Genomic DNA, 17,954 nt, shown 5'->3' with positions numbered 1-17,954 from the left:
GGATCCCCGGATCCTGTCCTGCAGAACTGCATCTGTCCTTTTTTGCGCGGCCCGCGGAACCGGACCGGGGGCAGGGACGCCCCCGGCCCTTTCTCACTCCGCGTCGGTGCCGCTCGTGCCGGCGTTGACATCGAGCAGCCGGTACTTCTCGGCGGCCTGAGCGGGGATCGCCGCTTCCACCTCGCCGCGCGCGGCGAGCAGCTGCAGTGTGCGCACGACGACGCTCGGGCCATCGATCTTGAAGAACCGGCGGGCCGCGGCGCGCGTGTCGGAGAAGCCGAACCCGTCGGCGCCGAGGCTCGCCCAGTCGTTCGGGACGAACTGGCGGATCTGGTCGGGCAGGTCCTTGGCGTAGTCGCTGACGGCGACGATCGGGCCGTGCGCGTCCGCGAGCTGCTGCGCGAGGAACGGCGTCCGCGCACCGCGCCCCAGGAACTCGTCCTCCTCTGCGGCGACCGCGTCACGGCGCAGCTCGGTCCAGCTGGTCACCGACCACACGTCGGAGTCCACGCCCCAGTCGTCACGGAGGAGCTGTTGCGCCTCCTCCGCCCAGGTCACGCCGATGCCCGAGGCGAGCAGGTGCGCCTTGGGCGCCTCGACCGGGGAGATCCGGTGGATCCCGCCCAGGATCCCCGCCACGTCGGCGCCCTCGGGTTCGGCCGGCTGCACGATCGGCTCGTTGTAGACCATGAGGTTGTAGATGTGGTTGCGGTCGGTCGAGTCCGCGCCGTACATGCGCTCGATCCCCGCGCGCACGATGTGGCCGATCTCGTACCCGAACGCCGGGTCGTAGGTGACCACGGCCGGGTTCGTCGCGGCGAGCAGCGGCGAGTGCCCGTCGGCGTGCTGCAGGCCCTCGCCGGTCAGCGTGGTGCGGCCCGCGGTCGCCGAGATGAGGAATCCGCGCGTCATCTGGTCGGCGGCCGCCCACAGCGAGTCGCCGGTGCGCTGGAAGCCGAACATCGAGTAGAACACGTACACCGGCACGAGCGGCACGCCGTGCGTCGCGTACGCCGTGCCCGCCGCGGTGAACGCCGCGATGGATCCGGCCTCATTGATGCCGACGTGCAGGATCTGGCCCGCGGTCGACTCCTTGTACGAGAGCACGATGTCGCGGTCGACGGCGAGGTAGTTCTGCCCGTTCGGGTTGTAGATCTTCGCGGTCGGGAAGAACGCGTCCATGCCGAACGTGCGCGCCTCGTCCGGGATGATCGGGACGATCCGCTTGCCGAATTCGGGGTCGCGCATGAGGTCCTTGAGCACGCGCACGAATGCCATCGTGGTCGCGGCCTGCTGCTTGCCGGATCCGCGGGCCGCCACCTCGTACGCCTTGGCATCGGGCAGGGCGATCTCCCCCGACGCGTTCGGACGGCGCTCCGGCAGGTAGCCGCCGAGCGCGCGACGACGTTCCTGCAGGTACCGGATCTCGGGGGCGTCGGCACCGGGGTGGTAGTACGGCGGCTGGTACGGGTCGGCCTCGAGCTGCGCGTCCGAGATCGGCACGCGAAGGTGGTCGCGGAAGTCCTTCAGATCCTGCAGCGTGAGCTTCTTCATCTGGTGCGTGGCGTTGCGCGCCTCGAAGCGGGGGCCGAGGCCGTAGCCCTTGACCGTCTTGACCAGGATGACCGTGGGCTTGCCGTTGTGCGCGAGCGACTGCTGGTATGCGGCGAACACCTTCTTGTAGTCGTGCCCGCCGCGCTTGAGACCCCAGATCTGCTCGTCCGTGTGGTTCTCGACGAGCGCGAGCGCACGCGGATCCTTGCCGAAGAAGTGCTCCCGGATGAACCCGCCGGACTCTGCCTTGTAGGTCTGGTAGTCGCCGTCGCGGGTCGTGTTCATGATGTCGCGCAGCGCACCGTCGGAGTCGCGCGCGAGCAGGTCGTCCCACTCGCGGCCCCAGACGACCTTGATGACGTTCCAGCCGGCACCGCGGAAGAAGCCCTCGAGCTCCTGGATGATCTTGCCGTTGCCGCGAACCGGCCCGTCGAGGCGCTGCAGGTTGCAGTTCACCACGAACGTCAGGTTGTCCAGACCGTCGTTCGCGGCGAGCTGCAGCAGTCCGCGGCTCTCCGGCTCGTCCATCTCGCCGTCGCCGAGGAATGCCCAGACGTGCTGGTCGCTCGTGTCCTTGAGCCCCCGGCCCTGCAGATAGCGGTTGGACTGCGCCTGGTAGATCGCGTTCATCGGGCCGATGCCCATCGACACGGTCGGGAACTCCCAGAACTCCGGCATGAGCCGCGGGTGCGGGTAGGAGCTCAGGGCGTGGCCCTCGCGGGATTTCTCCTGGCGGAAGCCATCGAGGTCCTCCTCGCTGAGGCGTCCCTCCATGAAGGCGCGGGCGTACATCCCTGGCGAGGCGTGGCCCTGGAAGTACACCTGGTCGCCGCCACCGGGGTGGTCCTTGCCGCGGAAGAAGTGGTTGAAGCCGACCTCGTACAGGGTCGCGGCGCCGGCGTAGGTGGAGATGTGGCCGCCGACCCCGATGCCGGGGCGCTGCGCCCGGTGCACCAGGATGGCGGCGTTCCAACGCATCCAGGCGCGGTAGCGGCGCTCGAGCTCTTCGTCCCCCGGGTAGGCGGGCTCGTCCGACACCGGGATCGTGTTGACGTAGTCCGTGGTCGTGGTGGGCTCCGGGGTGTAGCCGGCGCGGGCGGCGAGCGAGCGCATGATGTGCGCGCCGCGCTCGGCGCCGCGCTGCGCGACGAGCGCATCCAGCGACTCGAGCCACTCTGCGGTCTCTTCGGGGTCGTGATCCAGGGTCTCGGATCCGGGGGCGACGGAGCTGCTCTGTTCGCGCATCTTCGGCCTTTCTGTGAGAGGTATCGGGAGGCTGCCGGTCGGGCAGCGGGGCTGATCTGCTAGATGTAGGAGGCTGGCGGTCGGGCAGCGGGGCTGAGGGTCGAGGAGTGACGATGAGCGGACGCATCGCCGTGGTGACGGGTGCAGGATCGGGGATCGGGCGCGCCGTCGCGCGCACGATGCTGGAGGCCGGCTATCGCGTGGCGCTGGCCGGGCGGCGCGAGGCCGCGCTCGTCGAGACGGCGTCCGGGGGCCCGAAGGCGGCCGTCGGAGGCGCCATCGCCTCGAATGCGCTCGTGGTGCCGACCGATGTCACGGTCGAGACCGAGGTGGACGCCCTCTTCGACCGCGTGGTGCAGGAGTGGGGCAGGGTGGATGTGCTGTTCAACAACGCCGGCGCGTTCGGACCTGCGGTGTCTGCGGCCGACATCGCCCTGGCCGACTGGGAGCGGACGCTCGCGGTCAACGTCACCGGCGCGCTGCTGTGCGCGCGCGGCGCGATGCGCGTGATGCGCGCGCAGGATCCGCAGGGCGGCCGGATCATCAACAACGGATCCATCTCCGCGCAGGCGCCCCGCCCCCTGTCGGTCGCGTACGCCGTGAGCAAGCACGCGCTCACCGGGCTCACCCGCTCGATCGACCTGGACGGGCGGCCGTTCCGCATCTCCTGCGGGCAGATCGACATCGGCAACACCCGCACCGAGATCATGGACGAGCTCGGCGTCGGCTCCGGAGCGCTCCAGGCCGATGGCAGCCGCCGTGTCGAGCCCACGTTCGACGTCGACGCGGCGGCCCGCACCGTGCTGTTCATGGCGGACCTGCCCGCCGAGGCGAACATCGGCGCGCTCACCGTCACCGCGAGCGGGATGCCCTTCGGCGGACGCGGCTGAGAGATCGCGGGGGTTCGCGATCATCGGCGGACCTCCTCGTCCCCGAAGCCCTCGTGTCGAGGCCGCAGGGTTCGTGCCCGATTCCAGATCCAGATGATTTCAGATCGTGGAATGTTTCTTTCAGTATACGTAACTAGTGTCCTTCGTGAGGCGGTCGTTGTCAAGGGTTTCCGGGCGCCTGCAGCGCCTGGAAACGACGAATGCGGGGCCTGGCGAACCGGGCCCCGCATTCTCGTGACGACAGCGGTGCAGCGCTCAGCAGAAGCCGGCAGCGGCGCTCCACGACCAGTGGTCGGTGTCCGCACCCTCGCGCAGGAACGACGCCTCGATCAGGCCGTACGGGCGGTCCGCGGCGAAGAACACCTCGTTCGGGTTCTCCAGTCCGAACGGCGACAGGTCGACCACGAAGTGGTGGCTGTTCGGGGTGGAGAAGCGGATCTCGTCGATCTCGGGGTGCGCCTCGAGCACCGCCTCGGCCATCTCCTTCAGCGTGTGCTGCAGCGCGTAGGAGTAGTTCTTCGAGAAGCCCGCGAGCAGCAGGCGGCGGACGTCCGCGAACACCTCGTTGAAGTCGAGGTCGTTGCGGTTGTAGCGCCACTTCGCCGTCACCGAGGTCGCGAGGATGCGGTCCTCGGTCTCGGGAAGCGTCGTGTACTTGTCCTTCGGGTAGCCGACGAAGCCGCTCGCGGTGGACTTGAGGACCTTGAGGTCCTGCAGCCCGGCGATGATCGTGGTGTCGTCACCGTCGATCTGCACGAGCGCCGTGCGGGTCTCGGTGCCGCCGCGCACGAAGGAGTGGTCATGCTCGGCGCCGTCGACGCCCACGATGCGCTGCCAGGTGTACTGCTCGGCCTCCCAGCGTCCGCCGCTGATCCACTCGAACTCGCCGGTGAAGTGCCGGCCGAGACGGAGCAGGAACTCCTCGGGGCTGCCGACGCCGTCCTTGGCGAAGGCGTAGACCGTGTTCTTCTGCGTGTCGGTCGCGACGACGTGCTCGTTGTTGCCGTCGAAGTGCGCGCTGGCCAGGTCGCCGCGCAGCTGCGAGGTGACGTTCAGGTCCTCGATCTCGTGGCGGTCGGTGTCGCGGGTGATGCGGACAACGCGCACCTCGGCCTTGCCGTACTGGTTCTTGCCCAGGATGATGTTGGTCATGTCGGATTCCTCTTAGCTTCCTCGGTAGGTGGAATAGGCGAACGGACTGAGCAGCAGCGGCACGTGATAGTGCGCCTGCTCGGCGTCGACCTGGAAGGTCAGCACCACCTCCGGGAAGAAGGTGTCCGTCTCGATGCCGGCGAAGTAGGCCGCGGTGTCGAACCGGAGGCGGTAGGCACCGCTCTCCAGCCGCTCCGGGCCCAGCTCTTTCACCCGCCCGTCAGCATCGGTGAAGCCCGTACCGATCCCGACCCATCCGTCGCCGTCACGGGCTTCGAGTACGACGGCGACGCCGGGCGCAGGGCGCCCGATCGATGTGTCCAGGATGTGGGTGGTCACGTGGGAGACGCTCATGCGCTCGCTCCTTCGGTCTCGATGGCCGCAGCGAGCCGCAGGGCCGCGATCTCGCGCAGCTGCTGGTCGACGACGGCGAGCTCCTGCTCGTCGGTGTTGCCGAGCCGCTCGTGCAGCAGGGCGAGGATGTCCTCGGCACTGCGGCCGGCGGCGCGGACGAGGAAGACGCGGTCGAACCGCTCTTCGTAGGCGCGGTTGCCCTCGGCGAGGGCGGCCGCGGTGGCGTCGTCGACGCTCGGCTGCTCGCGGCGCGAGTGCGCGGCCTCGGCGCTCGTGCCGTCGACCTTCGCGCCGATGCGCGGGTGGTGCGCCAGCGCCCCGTCGAGTTCGGCCTCTGTCAGCGGGGCCGCGGCCTCGAGGGCGGCGGCGGAGAGCGCATCGACCGAGGCGTACGGACGGCCGTCGACGATCGCAGCGATCCAGCGGGCGATGTCCAGTGCGGGCTTCACAGCGGCCGTGGCGTCGTCACGGCCTGCGGAGTTGAACTCCTCGAGCAACATCTTGGATCCTCAAGCCATGCTGGCATCCGGCGTGTAAGGCAGTACGGTCGGATCCTATCGAGAGGATCCGATTTCTATCTTGAGGATAGTTTCCGCAGTCCGGAACTGTTATTTCAGCATGTGTAACTATTCTGCGCACCCACCCCCACTCTGTCAACCCCCTTTGCGAGTCGTCCCCCTCAGCGGACGCTCTGGGTCCCCCTCAGCGGACGCTCTGGACTCCGCTGAGGGGGACGACTCTGAGTGGTGGGGGCCCTCAGATGCCGAGCTCGGTGCGGAGGCGGGCGACGTGGCCCGAGGCGTCGACGCCGTACTCCGCGCGCTGCACGACGCCGTCGCCGTCCAGCACGAAAGTGGAGCGGATCACGCCGTCGAACGTGCGGTCGCCCACGGTCTTCTCGCCCCACACGCCCCACGCGCGCGCCACGGCGGCGTCGGTGTCGGCGAGCAGCGGGAAGGTCAGGCCCTCCGCATCGGAGAAGGCGCGGATGTCGGCGACCTCGTCGGGCGAGACGCCGATCACCGAGTAGCCCGCGGCGGCGAGGGACGACAGGTTGTCGCGGAAGTCGCAGGCCTCGGTGGTGCAGCCCGGGGTCGCGGCCTTGGGGTAGAAGTACACGACGACGTTCTTGCCGCGGTAATCCTCGAGAGCGGTGCGGACGCCGTCGGCGTCGGCGAGGGCGAAGGCCGGGGCGGCGTCCCCGGGGGCGAGGCGAGTGGTCATGATGTCTCCGTTCGGATGGGGTTCGGCGGATCCGGTCCCTGAGCTTGTCGAAGGGTCAGCGGGCGGCGGGCAGGACGCCGAAAGCCTCGGCGAGCTGCATGATCTTGCGGGCGCGGCCGAGGCGGGGCAGGTCGCTGCCATCGCGGACGATGCAGCCGCGCGCCTCGAAGTCCTCCAGGAACTCGTAGGCCCACTCGACGTCGGTGCGGGTGGGGCTGATCACCTCGTTCACGACAGGAGCCTGGTCGGCCTGCAGGCAGAGCTTGCCGGTCATCCCCATCGACACCGTGATGGCCGACTGCTCGCGCAGGATCGGATGGCTGGATCCGACGGTCGGGCCGTCGATGGGACCGGGCAGGCCGCCGGCGCGGCTCGAGATGACCAGTCGCGCCCGCGGGTAGGCCATCGCCTCGCGGTCGGCCGACATCCCGGTGTCGCGGCGGAAGTCACCGCTGCCGAAGGCGAGCCGGAAGACCCCCTTGGCCCGGGCGATCTCCGTCGCGTTCTCGATGCCGATCGCCGACTCGACGAGCGCGACCACGGGCACCCTCGCGCCGAGGCGGTTGAAGGTGTCCATCACCTGGCCGCCGTACTCGGTCTTCGCGAGCATGACCCCCTGCAGGCCCGGCGCGTCCCGCAGCCCGTCCAGGTCCGGCGACCAGTGCTCGCTGGTCGCGTCGTTGATACGCACCCACGCGCGGTTCGCCACGCCGTTCGCGTCGGTGCCGTGCAGCCAGCGCACGACGTCATCGCGCGCGGAATCCTTGCGGCTGGCGTCGACCGCGTCCTCCACGTCGAGCACGACGGCGTCGGCGTGGGAGCGCGCCGCGTCGTCGAACGTCTCCGGCCTCGTCGCCGCGACCAGGAGCCACGAGCGCGCCAGCTCCGGCGCGATCTCGCGCGAGCCGGTGGTGGACAGAGGAGCGTTCATTGCATTCCATTCTATGAAACTTGACTTTTGCGATATGAAAAGATTACTCCCGCTTGCGAGCGGGCGCCAGCCCTGGACCGGCCCCGGCATCAGCCGCGCAGCGCGACCACGGCATCCCACAGCGCCGCAGCGACCGCGCGCTTGGACCCGGACGCCTCGGCGACCACGGCCCCGTCGGAACCGATGACCTCGACCGCGTTCTCCTGCTTCTCGAACCCGTGCTCGGCGTCGGCGAGGTTGACCGCGAGCAGGTCGGCGCCCTTGCGCTCGCGCTTGCGCCGGGCGCGCTCGCGCCGGGCCTCGGGATCCGTGGAGGTCTCCGCGGCGAACCCCACGATGACCTGTCCCGTGGGCGCCTTGCCGGCACGACGGGCGGCGCCGAGGGCCGCCAGGACGTCCTCGTTCTCCACGAGCTCGATCCGCTCGAGGATCCCGTCCTCCTTGGTGAGCTTGTGCGCCGCGGCCTGCGCGGGCCGGTAGTCGGCGACCGCGGCCGCCATGACCACGGCGTCCGCCCTGGCCGCCGAATCCTTCATCGCGGTCGCGAGCTCCGCGGCCGTCGCGACAGGACGGATCCGGATCCGCGGATGGCCCGCCTCGGCGAGGACGTCCCCCGCGAGGTTCGCCGCGACGAGCTCGACCTCGGCGCCGCGGGTTGCGGCCTCGACGGCGAGGGCCACTCCCTGCCGCCCGCTGGAGCGGTTGCCGAGGTAGCGCACGGGGTCGATCGGCTCGCGCGTGCCGCCGGCGGAGACCACGACCGTGAGGCCGGCGAGGTCCTGCGGGGCGAGCAGACGCACCGCGGCTACGGCGATCGCCTCGGGCTCGCTCATCCGACCTGGGCCGCTGTCGCCGCCCGCGAGCTCGCCGTCGTCCGGCCCGATCAGATGCACGCCGCGCTCGACCAGGGTGCGGATGTTCGCCTGCGTCGCGGGGTGGGCCCACATCTCCGCATGCATCGCTGGCGCGATCAGCACGGGAGCGGTCGTCGCCAGGAGCGTCGTGCCGAGAAGGTTGTCCGCGATGCCCGCGGCCATGCGCGCGATCGTGTTCGCAGTGGCGGGGGCGACCACGACCAGGTCGGCGCCCTGCCCCAGGGCGACGTGACGCACCTTCGCCACGTCGTCGTGCACGCTCGTGGTGACCGGGTTGCGGCTGATCGCTTCCCACGTCGGCGCGCCCACGAAGCGCAGACGCCCCCCTTGGCAGACGTACGTACGAGGGGGCGTCGACGCTCCGAGGGGGCGTGGGTGCCTAGACTGAGGCGCGTGTGCACGGTCGTGATCGAGGTCGACGCCCTTCGACGGGCCCAGGGACCGATGGTGCGGCTGCTGGCCGTGCGGGATGAGGATCCGCTCCGCGAGTGGGATGCGCTCGGCGAGTGGTGGCCCGACCGCCCCGGAGTCATCGGGATCCGCGACCGCCGTGCAGGAGGCGCGTGGCTCGCGGTCGATCCGGCCTCGCATCGGCTGGCGGTGCTGCTGAACCGCGCCGATGTGCTCGACCTCCCCGACGATCAGGCCGTCTCGCGCGGCACCCTGGCGCCGGCGTCGGTCACCGGTACCTCGCCCACCGGGTCGGAGCGCATGCACGGCTTCAACCTGCTCGAGGTCTCCCCCGACGGCGCCCGCGTGCTGTCCTGGGACGGCACGGAACTCCGCGAGACTCCGGTGCCGCCCGGCGTGCACATGATCGCGCACTCCGACCTCGACGACCCCGACACCGCCCGCATCGCGCGCTGGCTCCCGGAGTTCCGCGCGCATCCGACCCGCGACGAGGAGTGGCCGGAGTCGTGGATCCGGCTGCTCGCGATGACGGCGGAGCTGGATCCCTCCGACGACCGCGCGATCATCCGGGACAACCGTCCGCACGGCTACCCGACGCAGTCCCTCCTCTACTGCACGGCGTCGGTCGGCCCCGGCGGCGTCGAGGTGCGCGACCACGCGCTTCCGGCGCCGGCGCACTGGGGCTGATGTGACGACACCGGCGGGATCCTCCGATCGCCTCGTCCCGATCCCCGGAGACGTGATCCGGCAGGCGTCCCCCGGCACGGACGACCTCGAGCGGTCCGTCGAGCTGCTGCGTCAGGTCGCATCCGGAGGCGGTCCTGAGCGGCTGCTTCGTCTCTACCCGCCGGCGCGGACGCTCGCTCTGACCCGGCGGGAGAGCCTGATGCCCGGCTACGAGGTCGCCGTGGCCGCGGCGGAACGACTCGGGTTCACTCCGGCGATCCGCCCGACCGGCGGCCGCGCCGCCGCCTACGACGAGACGTGTCTCGTCTTCGACCTCGTCGAGCGCGAGGAATCGCATGCGGACCCCACCGCCCTGTTCGCGCAGGCGGGCAGGACGATCGTCGACGCCTTGCGCGGGCTCGGCATCGACGCCCGGCTGGGCGAGGTGCCCGGCGAGTACTGCCCCGGCGAGTACAGCATCAACGCCCGCGGCGCCGTGAAGCTCGTCGGCACCTCGCAGCGCGGTGTGCGCGGCGCACGGTTGCTCAGCGGCGTGCTCGCGTTTGGCCCTGTCGACCACCTCGTCGCGGTGCTCACGGAGGCCAACGCCGCGCTGGGGCTGGCGTGGGATCCGCGGACGTTCGGGTCGATGCTCACTGACGCTCCGGCGGTCTCGCGCGAGGACATCGAGGACGCGCTGGCGGCGGCGCTCATCGCCTGAGCGGCACCCTCGGCTGAGCTGACATAAGCAGTGCTGCCCATGTCGTGGAAGCACCGGCGCCAGTAGCGTCGACGGCATGAGCGATCCGCAGCAACCGTTCCCGCCCGCAGCCGACCTCGGCCGCGCGCCGACTAGTTGAAGAAGACCGTCGACCATAGGCTGCTCGAAGAACTCGAAGGAGGAGAATCACGTGGCAGATCTGCGCCTGAAGTTCGACCCGATGACGATTGAGCATCTCGGGTTCAAGATGTACTCCCATCTTCCGAACGCTGTCGCGGAGTTGGTGGCGAACTCCTACGATGCCGATGCGACCTCGGTTCAAGTCATCCTCGATGTTTCGGGTGACTCGCTGATCGTCGCCGACGACGGTCATGGAATGACCCTCGAGGAGTTGCAGACCAACTACCTGACGATCGGACGCAATCGACGGGCGCAGGAGCACGGTGACCTGTCCGAGTCAGGCAGGAGACGAGTCGCAGGGCGTAAAGGTCTCGGCAAGCTCGCCGTGTTCGGCATCGGCAACACGATCGTTGTCGAAACGAAGCGTGCGGGGAGTCCAGAGTACGCGGAGGTCACCATGGTGTGGGAGGACATCCTTGGTGCATCTGGATCCGAATACAGGCCAGCCGTGCGTATGCGACCGGCCGACGCGGCGTCACACTTCACACGTATCCGCCTCACCGATCTGACGCGGAAGACTGCGGTGAAAGCGCGTGGACTTGCTATCAGTCTTTCGCGTCTCTTCAACTACCAGGACGCCGACTTCCATCTCGTTGTGCAGCAAGGCGACGAGCGGATCCCCGTGAATCGCGAGCTCCGCTACGACTCCATCGATCAACAAGTCCAGTGGTCGGTGCCGGATGAGTTCGCAAACCCCCCGGAGCTGGTCGGCGAACTAACTGGGACTATTATCGCGGCGACCAAACCCCTTCCCGCGCTAATGCGCGGCGTCACGCTCTACGTTCGCGGTCGCATGGCCAACGAGCCGGAGTACTTCGGTGTCCCCGAGTCGTCACACGCCTTCTCCTACATCACGGGCTTCGTCGAAGCTGACGAGCTCGACTCCGGCGCCGACGTCATCGCGACTGATCGACGATCCGTCAACTGGGACTTGGAGCAGGCCGCCACGCTCCGTGAGTACATGGCAGACGTGATCCGCAGCGCTGCACAGAAGCGGCGCGCGCTCCGCGAGCGCGAGAACAAGGACCGCGCGAGTCGTGGTGCTGGTATCGACGTCGACGCATGGAAGTCGACGATCAAGGGCGAAAAGCAAGCCGCCGCGGTCGAGAGCCTTCTCGAGGAGGTCGTCTCCCCAGATAACGACATCGATGATGCCCGGCGCCTGAAGCTAGTCGAGGGCATCAAGGCGATCGCGCCAGAGTATGCAGACTTCCACTGGCGCACGCTCCATCCGTCGATCCAGCGGGCTTCGGAACGTGAGTACCGCGATGGCCAGTATCATCACGCCGTCGTCGAGGCGATAAAGGCATACGTCAGGGACGTCCGTCGGATTGCGGCCAGACCTGAGGGAATGCCCGAGTTCAGTGTCATCCAGTCCGCGCTCAAGGACGATGATCCTCTTATCGACATCATCGCTCCCTTCGCATCGATCGGGCTGTCGCCGGATACACAGAAGAACATGCGAGGCGGTCAGCGATTGATCTCTGAGGCATTGTGGACAGGATTCCGGAACCCGATCCAACACGAGGGAGTGCGAGAACTCGAAGAAGCTGGCGTCTTCACGTATCAGGACTGTCTGGATGCGCTGAGCATCCTGTCACACCTCCGCCGGCGGATCGAACTCGTCGAATCGTCCACGGGTTCCGATTAGAGCACGCTGGCGATCCGCCGGCCGATCGCGGCGCCCAGGGGCACGGGAACGGCATTCCCGATCTGTCGTGCAATCGCCGTCTTCGAACCGACGAACCGATGTGTGTCAGGGAAGCCCTGCAGGACCGCAGCCTCGTAATGAGTAATGGCGCGATGCTCGGTCGGGTGGAGATAGCGTCCCTTTTCGGGCTTGAAGAACTCAGTGCGGATCGTGACCGAAGGCTTGTCCCAATGGAGTCGACCCATCACGTCGCCAGACCCGTTGGTGTGGCCGAGCCAGCACCGCGCCTTCAGCCGATCGGGGAGATCGAACCTGTTGCCACCCTCGGGGATCTCCGGAAAGCGCAGCTTGGAGATCTCGGCGTATTCGCGTCCCACGTGAAGCTCGAAGGGCCGAAATACCCCTGGAAGGTCAACTCCGAAGAACGTCATGGTGCGTCCGTCGAGTCTGGTCTCGGTGACGGTGGGAGCAATGCTCATGAAGGCCTGCCGCACGGTGCGGTGCCTCCCCACGTGCGTCGGTTCTGGCATACCGATCTCCGGAAGATCCCGGCGGCGGCCGATCAGGATCGCTCGCTTGCGGGCCTGGAATGCGCCGTAGTCAGCAGCGTTCAGGATGTCCCACTCGAAGGTGTAGTCGCGCAGGATCCCGTCCGACTGCGTCGACTCGGTGAAGTCGCGGAACTGCTGAGACTTCGCGAAAGCGGCGACGTTCTCGACTACGAAGTATTTCGGCTGGGCCCGCAGAATCGTCGCTGCGTACTCCTGCCACAAGTAATTGCGCTTGTCTGTGGTGTCCCGCTTGCCCAGCATCGAGAAGCCCTGGCACGGCGGCCCTCCGACGATAAGGTCGACGTTCGGAACGTCTTCGTCTCGGAGCCAGCCTTCGATACCGCCTCGGTACACCAGATCTTCACCGAACGTCGCAGCGTAAGTGGCGGCGGCCGCAGTATCGAGCTCGACGGCGCGCTTCACTCGGAAACGATCGGATGCTGCATGAAATCCTGCTGTCAGCCCGCCCGCGCCCGCGAAGAGGTCCAGCATCGTTATCGTTTGCGCCGCACGGTCAGAATCGACGGTCGCATCGACCTCGGCCGGGAGCTGCAGAGTCATTGCGTCCAATCTACTGTTGACACGGAGGGATGGAGGGATGGCAGCTGGCGAGTCCGCGACGCCACGTCGTCGTAGCGAATCCTGGGCGAGCACGCCCGGCACACGCGCATCTATGCAGTCGAACCGCGGGCGCGACACCTCACCGGAGCTCGCCGTCCGTCGTCGTCTCCACGCTCTCGGCCTCCGCTATCGCGTGTCAGTCCGACCAGTTGTCACCGTACGGCGGACCGCCGACATCGTGTTCACCCGAGCGAAGATCGCGGTCTTCATCGACGGGTGCTTCTGGCACGGATGTCCCGAGCACTATCAAGCTCCCTTAAGGAACGGTGACTTCTGGCTCGCGAAGCTACTACGGAATCGTGAGCGTGACATCGAGACAGATGAGCAGCTGCGGTCTAACGGCTGGACGCCGTTGAGGTTTTGGGAGCATGAGGTCCGCGCCGACCCCGACCGGGTGGCCGCTGCTGTGGCCACCGCTGTCTTGCCACACCGCCGGTAACGCTATGGGAACCGGTCGTCCGCGACCCAGACCTAAACGAAGCGTCTCGAGAGGTCAGCGAGTCGTCACTTCCGCACCGGTGATCAGGCCACATATAGCTAGCCGCTCACTCTGCTTCCAGCTCACTCGGCAAATACCGTCCCGCTTCGGCCACGAGCTCACGGCACAGCTCGAGCGCATCTGAGTCCTCGAGCGCCCGAGCATCAATGAACGCAAGGCGGCGCCTCAATCGGCCGGCAGCGTCTCGAATTAGTGCGCGACGGTGGCCCGGTCGTCTTGCCTCGAACTCGAGCACTGCTTGTGCAAGTCCTGTGACCAAGCGAGGATCTCCGCCGACGACTCTGCGTTCGAGGATCTGATTCAAGTCACTTTCGGTCAATCGTTCCAGAAGATCTGGGCGCGACGCAAATACGGTGCCTCGCCACCACACCCTGGCCCAAGTGTGACGCGTCAGATCGCTGGCAATCCAACGCTCGACATTGCTCTCGCCGAAGCGCCATCGAGTGACATCTGGCAGAACAACGAGAGCAAGAAAGGACCAGAGGTCATGAGCGGCAGCCTCGCTCCAGGAGATGTCCATCGAGTCGACCAAGAGCGTCGCCGATCGGCGATCGAAGGGCAACCGGTCTGCTGGCGCGAGCGGATTGGGGAAGCCAAAGTCCCCCGCTAGGTCGCGCACACGGTCTGACAACTTGCCCACGAGCTCCGCGGTCGCCCTTTGTCCACCTACGGGCGCGAAGATCTGGCCGTGGTGACTTCGGGAAGGTGACAACTCCGCGACAGATGTAAACAGTCGCTGGGCCTCGGCACGGGGCAGCCTCGGGTAAAGGATGGTCAAGAGAACCTCCGGCCGAATCCTTCGGCCCGCGCCGCCGCCTCAAGCCCTGAAGAGAGCAACCCGCGATCGGCGCCGCCGACGAGGCCGAGGAGACCGCGGGTCGAGCCGATGGCCAGATACCTGATCAGGAACTCCCCTACCGACTGTTCGGACCAGACTTCCGCCTCCAGCTCGGCCCGCAAGGCAGCTGCGTGTTCGATCAAGAAGGAAGCGACCTGTCCCTCGAGGTTCTCCAGAATGGCCGTTTGACGGGTGTCCGGCTTGCTAGCTGCTAACGCGGAAATCAGCTCGCCGTCGCGTGAATTGACGAGGAGGAGGACAGCCCCGAGCACAGGGAGCGATAGATCATCGGGAAGTTGAAGTACCCAACTAGCTTCCGGCGGATACACCATGGCGGCGAAGTCGACCTCCGCGAGGGGAAACATCGGCCCGGTGCCTTCGAGCATCACCACCTGCTCGTGACTAGCGAGGACTGAGCCCGCCCAGCGCGCCACTCCCAGCGGTCGGTTGAGATCAGTGGCGGCGACGGCAACGGTCGTTCGCAGCGTGATGGATCCGCCGAGGCGAGTTGCCGGCAGCGCGACCCGGACGAGTTGGTCGCTGCCAAGACTTGCGCGGTATATGGACTCGGTCATGAACGACTGTCGGTTCACCCAACTGACGCTGAGGATGAGCTCGTCGGTCGCCGCCAGTCCGGCTTCTGACTTGAGTGCGTGCAGGTCGCAGCGAACGACCCGATCCAGGTGGACGTCCGTGAGCGGATCCCAGCCCTCGAGATATCCGGGAAGCAGAACCGGATCCGAGCCGCTCAGATGCCACGGCTGGAATTCGAGCGACGCGCTGCCTGCGCGACGGAAAGGCCAGACGTCACGTGCCATCTGATGCCCCTACCAACTCGAGCCGAAGTCTCGTTACCGCGTCGTCGCAAAATTCTGCGACAACGATCCAATCCTGCAGGCCCCCGAAATCCTCGAGGACGTCGCCATCGCGGACAACTCCTCGAGTATTCGCCGCCAGCCACCGGATTACGCGAGGACTCGACGCTCCGGGAGGGGGTTCCCCTTCGCGCCCACCGCCGTCTAGCACAACATCGATGCATGCTTTGACCGACGCCAGCACAGCCGGCACTTCAACTCTCACCTTGGAGAAGATTGCGAGAGCTTCACCGTAAGGCGCCACCCATGGATCTCCGACGAGTCGCGCAGGGACGATCCCGCTCGCCCCACCCATCCGCCCGCCTCCTGCACGCGGATCAGCTCCCACAGGGTCCGCTCCCGTCGCGTTGACTCCCGCAACGAGACCCGACAGCCTTCGCGACCCATTCCCCAGCCCCTGCGAACTGTGTGCGCCGGATGTCGGCTGCGTTCCGAATCGCCTCGTGAGGTCGTCTCGAATGAAACGGAGGGCCCCCTGTACGACCAAGCGCGCCTCACGGCCCAGACCTTCCGGGTTCCATCGGTCGTGTGTCGGGGGTTCAGCTTCTGCGAAGTAGGAATCGGCCTCAACCGACGAACGAAACACTCCCGCGTAGCAGAACAACGCGTCAGGGTGACTTGGACCCTCGACGTAGTCGACAATGAGCCCGGCCTGTCGCATACGCGCGACGTGGCGTGGCGCGCCGTCGAAAGGGCGAGCGGAGTGGACGACCGCGGGTTCACTGGCGGGCGCGAGTCCCACACCCACCGCGACATCTCCGCAGTGAATGCGCGGCGGCGTAGATCGCCGGTAGCTGCGCATCGATCCACCATTCAGGGAGCGGAACGCCTCGACGAACGGCTTAAGGGCTGGCACATCGAGCGGCGAAGGGATCGCCAGCTCTGCTCCCTCGACATGGACGGAGAAGGTCATCGCGTGTTCGGCGTCCGGCGACGTTGCGCGGAACTTCGGCCAGAGGTTCCATAACATCGCCGACGCGAGGTGGCCGCCGAGCGTCTCGGTGTCTGGGAATCCCGGCGCTCCAGTCTCGGCGACGAGGGCAAGATCGGCGCCCAGTATGACGATGTTTGTTCCTGTCTGGTCCGCGTCAAACGCAGGAAGCCCAAGCGCCGCTGCCATCTCCGCGGCGGCAAAGCCCGTAATCGGATCGACAATGTCATCGGTGATGTGACCCCACCAGTGGCGCCCCGTGAATCGCTCATCAGCCGCGTCGTAGTAATCGCTTCCGAGCGCTGCACCCATGAAGCGCTCTTCAAAATAGTCGCCCCGCTTGATCCGCGAATCCGCCAAGATGGTGCGGACTGAGCTCGTGCGATAGAAGATCCCCTTACCGAAGCCGTACGTTCCTCCACCGAGCTCCGTGTCCCGCGGCTCACCCACATTGCGAAGAAACTGAACGAAGTCATTGCGTTCATCGGGGGCGGGTCGTTCCGTTGCACGCACAGGCCCGCTGAGCCCCTGAGTACCCCGATCAGAGACCACGAGGATGCACGAATCCGGGCTGAGCGCATTCTCAAACCCCTCGATCGAAAGCGCTGGCGGCCCGGGAAGTAGTAGCTCGCGCCATATCGCCGCACGATCTCCCAGCCGCTCGACGCGAATCGCGAAGTGCACGTCCGAGTCTCCACGGCGTGCATCCCAACTGTTCTGGGCGGCCTCGCGAACAAGGATGGTGAACTCGTCGAGGCTTGGACGCCCGAGCTGTCTGAGAATGCCCGACGCAGTAGTCGAACCCTCGGCATCGAAGCGCTGTGACTTCCACGCGGCGTTCATGCCGCGCCCGAAACGACCGCGGCGGTCGAACGCGCGTCCCTTAGCAGGCTGAGATCTGCGACCGACAGATCGTAGTCGACACGTCGGATCTGGTCCCGGACCTCAGCTGCAACAGTACGACTCGAGAGTGCAGGGATGCTCCCATCGATGCGCACCGCAAAGCTGTCGACCACGGAAAGGCGCTCATCAAGCGTTGAGGTGCCGTAGCCGAGCCTTGCCAGATGGACTCGCAGAGCACCGCTCCCCAGTTCCGCCTCAATGGCGCTGACCAGTTCACCGATCGTGCGGCCTCCCGCGGACTCGGCGAGGATGTAGACCATCAACTCCAACGGGACGTCGCGATGTTGATCCAGCTGGGCGAACCCATGGATGGTTATGGTGGCCGACTCAGCTCCGGCTGCTTTCACCTCGAGGCATGCCCGAGGGAACTCAAAGTCATGCGAGCCGCCAGACGGTCCGGTCCAAGACTGGAGAGCACCGGAACCCGAATTCGACAGGGCCTGTTCGAGGACAAGAAGCTCAGCAAAGAGGCCGAAACGCCGCGCACGCCCGAACTTGTTTCCTGCGATCGCGCGGAACATCGCTCGCCAGCGAGCAAGAGCAGCATCAACGCTCTCGCCAGGATCAGGTGCGTCCGGTACGGCATCGAGTACGTCGACGATGAGCTCGTCGAACACGTCGAAAAGCTGACTCTCATCGCACCTGACGTCCAGGTACGTGCACGCAGAGTCTCCAAAAGTCAGGATTCGAACGCAGTCTCTGACTGGCGACGCGATCTCGGTCCAGGCACGATGCGGAAGTCCGGTCGGGACGAGAAGGTGTCTGTTGCGATCGGGGTCGACAGCGATCCGGGCGCCTAGATTGCGATATCGCTCCAACGGAAGCGAGGACATGCCCACTTCGGGGCGGTCACCGAACGCATGCCAGGAGCCAGCGAGCAAT

General features: G+C 67.0%; 17 protein-coding genes. 5 read left to right on the top strand and 12 right to left on the bottom strand.

The genetic code is table 11. The features are described 5' to 3' along the window. Positions 1 to 93: 93 nt before the first annotated feature. Entirely contained in the window at positions 94 to 2,799 is a 2,706-nt protein-coding gene (gene aceE / locus AC1DG4_RS02540) for a pyruvate dehydrogenase (acetyl-transferring), homodimeric type (protein ID WP_477375485.1), read from the bottom strand. Between the two features lie 113 nt (positions 2,800 to 2,912). Between aceE and AC1DG4_RS02535 the strand changes: the two genes are divergently transcribed. Beyond that, the gene (locus tag AC1DG4_RS02535; protein ID WP_477375483.1) at positions 2,913 to 3,689 is read left to right on the top strand and encodes an SDR family oxidoreductase; all 777 of its coding nucleotides are present in this window, start codon (positions 2,913 to 2,915) and stop codon (positions 3,687 to 3,689) included. A 255-nt stretch (positions 3,690 to 3,944) separates the two neighbouring features. On the opposite strand, the gene pucL is transcribed toward AC1DG4_RS02535, so the two are convergent. From pucL to coaBC, 6 genes are all read right to left on the bottom strand, one after another. Next, positions 3,945 to 4,841, bottom strand: coding sequence for a factor-independent urate hydroxylase (gene pucL / locus AC1DG4_RS02530; protein ID WP_477375481.1), 897 nt, complete (start codon positions 4,839 to 4,841; stop codon positions 3,945 to 3,947). Positions 4,842 to 4,853: 12 nt separating this feature from the next. Further along, positions 4,854 to 5,195: a hydroxyisourate hydrolase gene (gene uraH / locus AC1DG4_RS02525; protein ID WP_477375479.1), complete on the bottom strand. Its 342-nt coding sequence runs from the start codon at positions 5,193 to 5,195 to the stop codon at positions 4,854 to 4,856. Continuing rightward, the gene (uraD, locus tag AC1DG4_RS02520) at positions 5,192 to 5,695 is read right to left on the bottom strand and encodes a 2-oxo-4-hydroxy-4-carboxy-5-ureidoimidazoline decarboxylase (protein ID WP_477375477.1); all 504 of its coding nucleotides are present in this window, start codon (positions 5,693 to 5,695) and stop codon (positions 5,192 to 5,194) included. The genes uraH and uraD overlap by 4 nt, the downstream gene beginning before the upstream one ends. A 256-nt stretch (positions 5,696 to 5,951) precedes the next feature. Beyond that, entirely contained in the window at positions 5,952 to 6,419 is a 468-nt protein-coding gene (bcp, locus tag AC1DG4_RS02515; protein WP_477375475.1) for a thioredoxin-dependent thiol peroxidase, read from the bottom strand. 55 nt (positions 6,420 to 6,474) lie between these two features. Beyond that, positions 6,475 to 7,350, bottom strand: a complete 876-nt coding sequence (locus AC1DG4_RS02510; protein ID WP_477375473.1) for an HpcH/HpaI aldolase/citrate lyase family protein — start codon at positions 7,348 to 7,350, stop codon at positions 6,475 to 6,477. An 89-nt stretch (positions 7,351 to 7,439) separates the two neighbouring features. Next, positions 7,440 to 8,663, bottom strand: a complete 1,224-nt coding sequence (gene coaBC / locus AC1DG4_RS02505; RefSeq protein WP_477421037.1) for a bifunctional phosphopantothenoylcysteine decarboxylase/phosphopantothenate--cysteine ligase CoaBC — start codon at positions 8,661 to 8,663, stop codon at positions 7,440 to 7,442. On the opposite strand from coaBC, the gene AC1DG4_RS02500 reads away from it, so the two are divergent. From AC1DG4_RS02500 to AC1DG4_RS02490, 3 genes are all read left to right on the top strand, one after another. Further along, positions 8,619 to 9,323, top strand: coding sequence for an NRDE family protein (locus AC1DG4_RS02500; RefSeq protein WP_477375469.1), 705 nt, complete (start codon positions 8,619 to 8,621; stop codon positions 9,321 to 9,323). The genes coaBC and AC1DG4_RS02500 overlap by 45 nt on opposite strands. 1 nt (position 9,324) lies before the next feature. After that, positions 9,325 to 10,023, top strand: coding sequence for a lipoate--protein ligase family protein (locus AC1DG4_RS02495; RefSeq protein ID WP_477375467.1), 699 nt, complete (start codon positions 9,325 to 9,327; stop codon positions 10,021 to 10,023). Between the two features lie 190 nt (positions 10,024 to 10,213). After that, positions 10,214 to 11,854 (top strand): TIGR02391 family protein, encoded by a 1,641-nt coding sequence (locus AC1DG4_RS02490; protein WP_477375465.1) that lies wholly within the window; start codon positions 10,214 to 10,216, stop codon positions 11,852 to 11,854. Here the strand turns inward: AC1DG4_RS02490 and AC1DG4_RS02485 are convergent. Continuing rightward, positions 11,851 to 12,966 (bottom strand): DNA cytosine methyltransferase, encoded by a 1,116-nt coding sequence (locus AC1DG4_RS02485; RefSeq protein ID WP_477375463.1) that lies wholly within the window; start codon positions 12,964 to 12,966, stop codon positions 11,851 to 11,853. The genes AC1DG4_RS02490 and AC1DG4_RS02485 overlap by 4 nt on opposite strands. Before the next feature lie 37 nt (positions 12,967 to 13,003). On the opposite strand from AC1DG4_RS02485, the gene AC1DG4_RS02480 reads away from it, so the two are divergent. Then, positions 13,004 to 13,465 carry a very short patch repair endonuclease gene (locus AC1DG4_RS02480; protein WP_477375461.1) on the top strand — a complete coding sequence of 154 codons (462 nt, stop codon included), beginning with the start codon at positions 13,004 to 13,006 and terminating at the stop codon, positions 13,463 to 13,465. Positions 13,466 to 13,571: 106 nt separating this feature from the next. Here AC1DG4_RS02480 and AC1DG4_RS02475 read toward each other — a convergent pair whose 3' ends face one another. Genes AC1DG4_RS02475 through AC1DG4_RS02460 form a run of 4 tightly spaced genes read right to left on the bottom strand, consistent with a single transcriptional unit; the run spans position 13,572 to position 17,953 of the window. Then, positions 13,572 to 14,303 (bottom strand): DUF6339 family protein, encoded by a 732-nt coding sequence (locus AC1DG4_RS02475; RefSeq protein ID WP_477375459.1) that lies wholly within the window; start codon positions 14,301 to 14,303, stop codon positions 13,572 to 13,574. Then, positions 14,300 to 15,181 (bottom strand): hypothetical protein, encoded by an 882-nt coding sequence (locus tag AC1DG4_RS02470; protein WP_477375457.1) that lies wholly within the window; start codon positions 15,179 to 15,181, stop codon positions 14,300 to 14,302. Before AC1DG4_RS02470 ends, AC1DG4_RS02475 begins: the two co-directional genes overlap by 4 nt. Next, positions 15,171 to 17,012: a hypothetical protein gene (locus tag AC1DG4_RS02465; protein WP_477375455.1), complete on the bottom strand. Its 1,842-nt coding sequence runs from the start codon at positions 17,010 to 17,012 to the stop codon at positions 15,171 to 15,173. Before AC1DG4_RS02465 ends, AC1DG4_RS02470 begins: the two co-directional genes overlap by 11 nt. Further along, positions 17,009 to 17,953 carry a PD-(D/E)XK motif protein gene (locus tag AC1DG4_RS02460; protein WP_477377306.1) on the bottom strand — a complete coding sequence of 315 codons (945 nt, stop codon included), beginning with the start codon at positions 17,951 to 17,953 and terminating at the stop codon, positions 17,009 to 17,011. The genes AC1DG4_RS02465 and AC1DG4_RS02460 overlap by 4 nt, the downstream gene beginning before the upstream one ends. Between the last annotated feature and the right edge of the window lies 1 nt (position 17,954).

This window comes from Microbacterium sp. 05N427 (genome assembly GCF_056397105.1).
The sequence above is the reverse complement of the archived record's forward strand: the minus strand, read 5'-3'. Positions and strand labels throughout refer to the sequence as shown.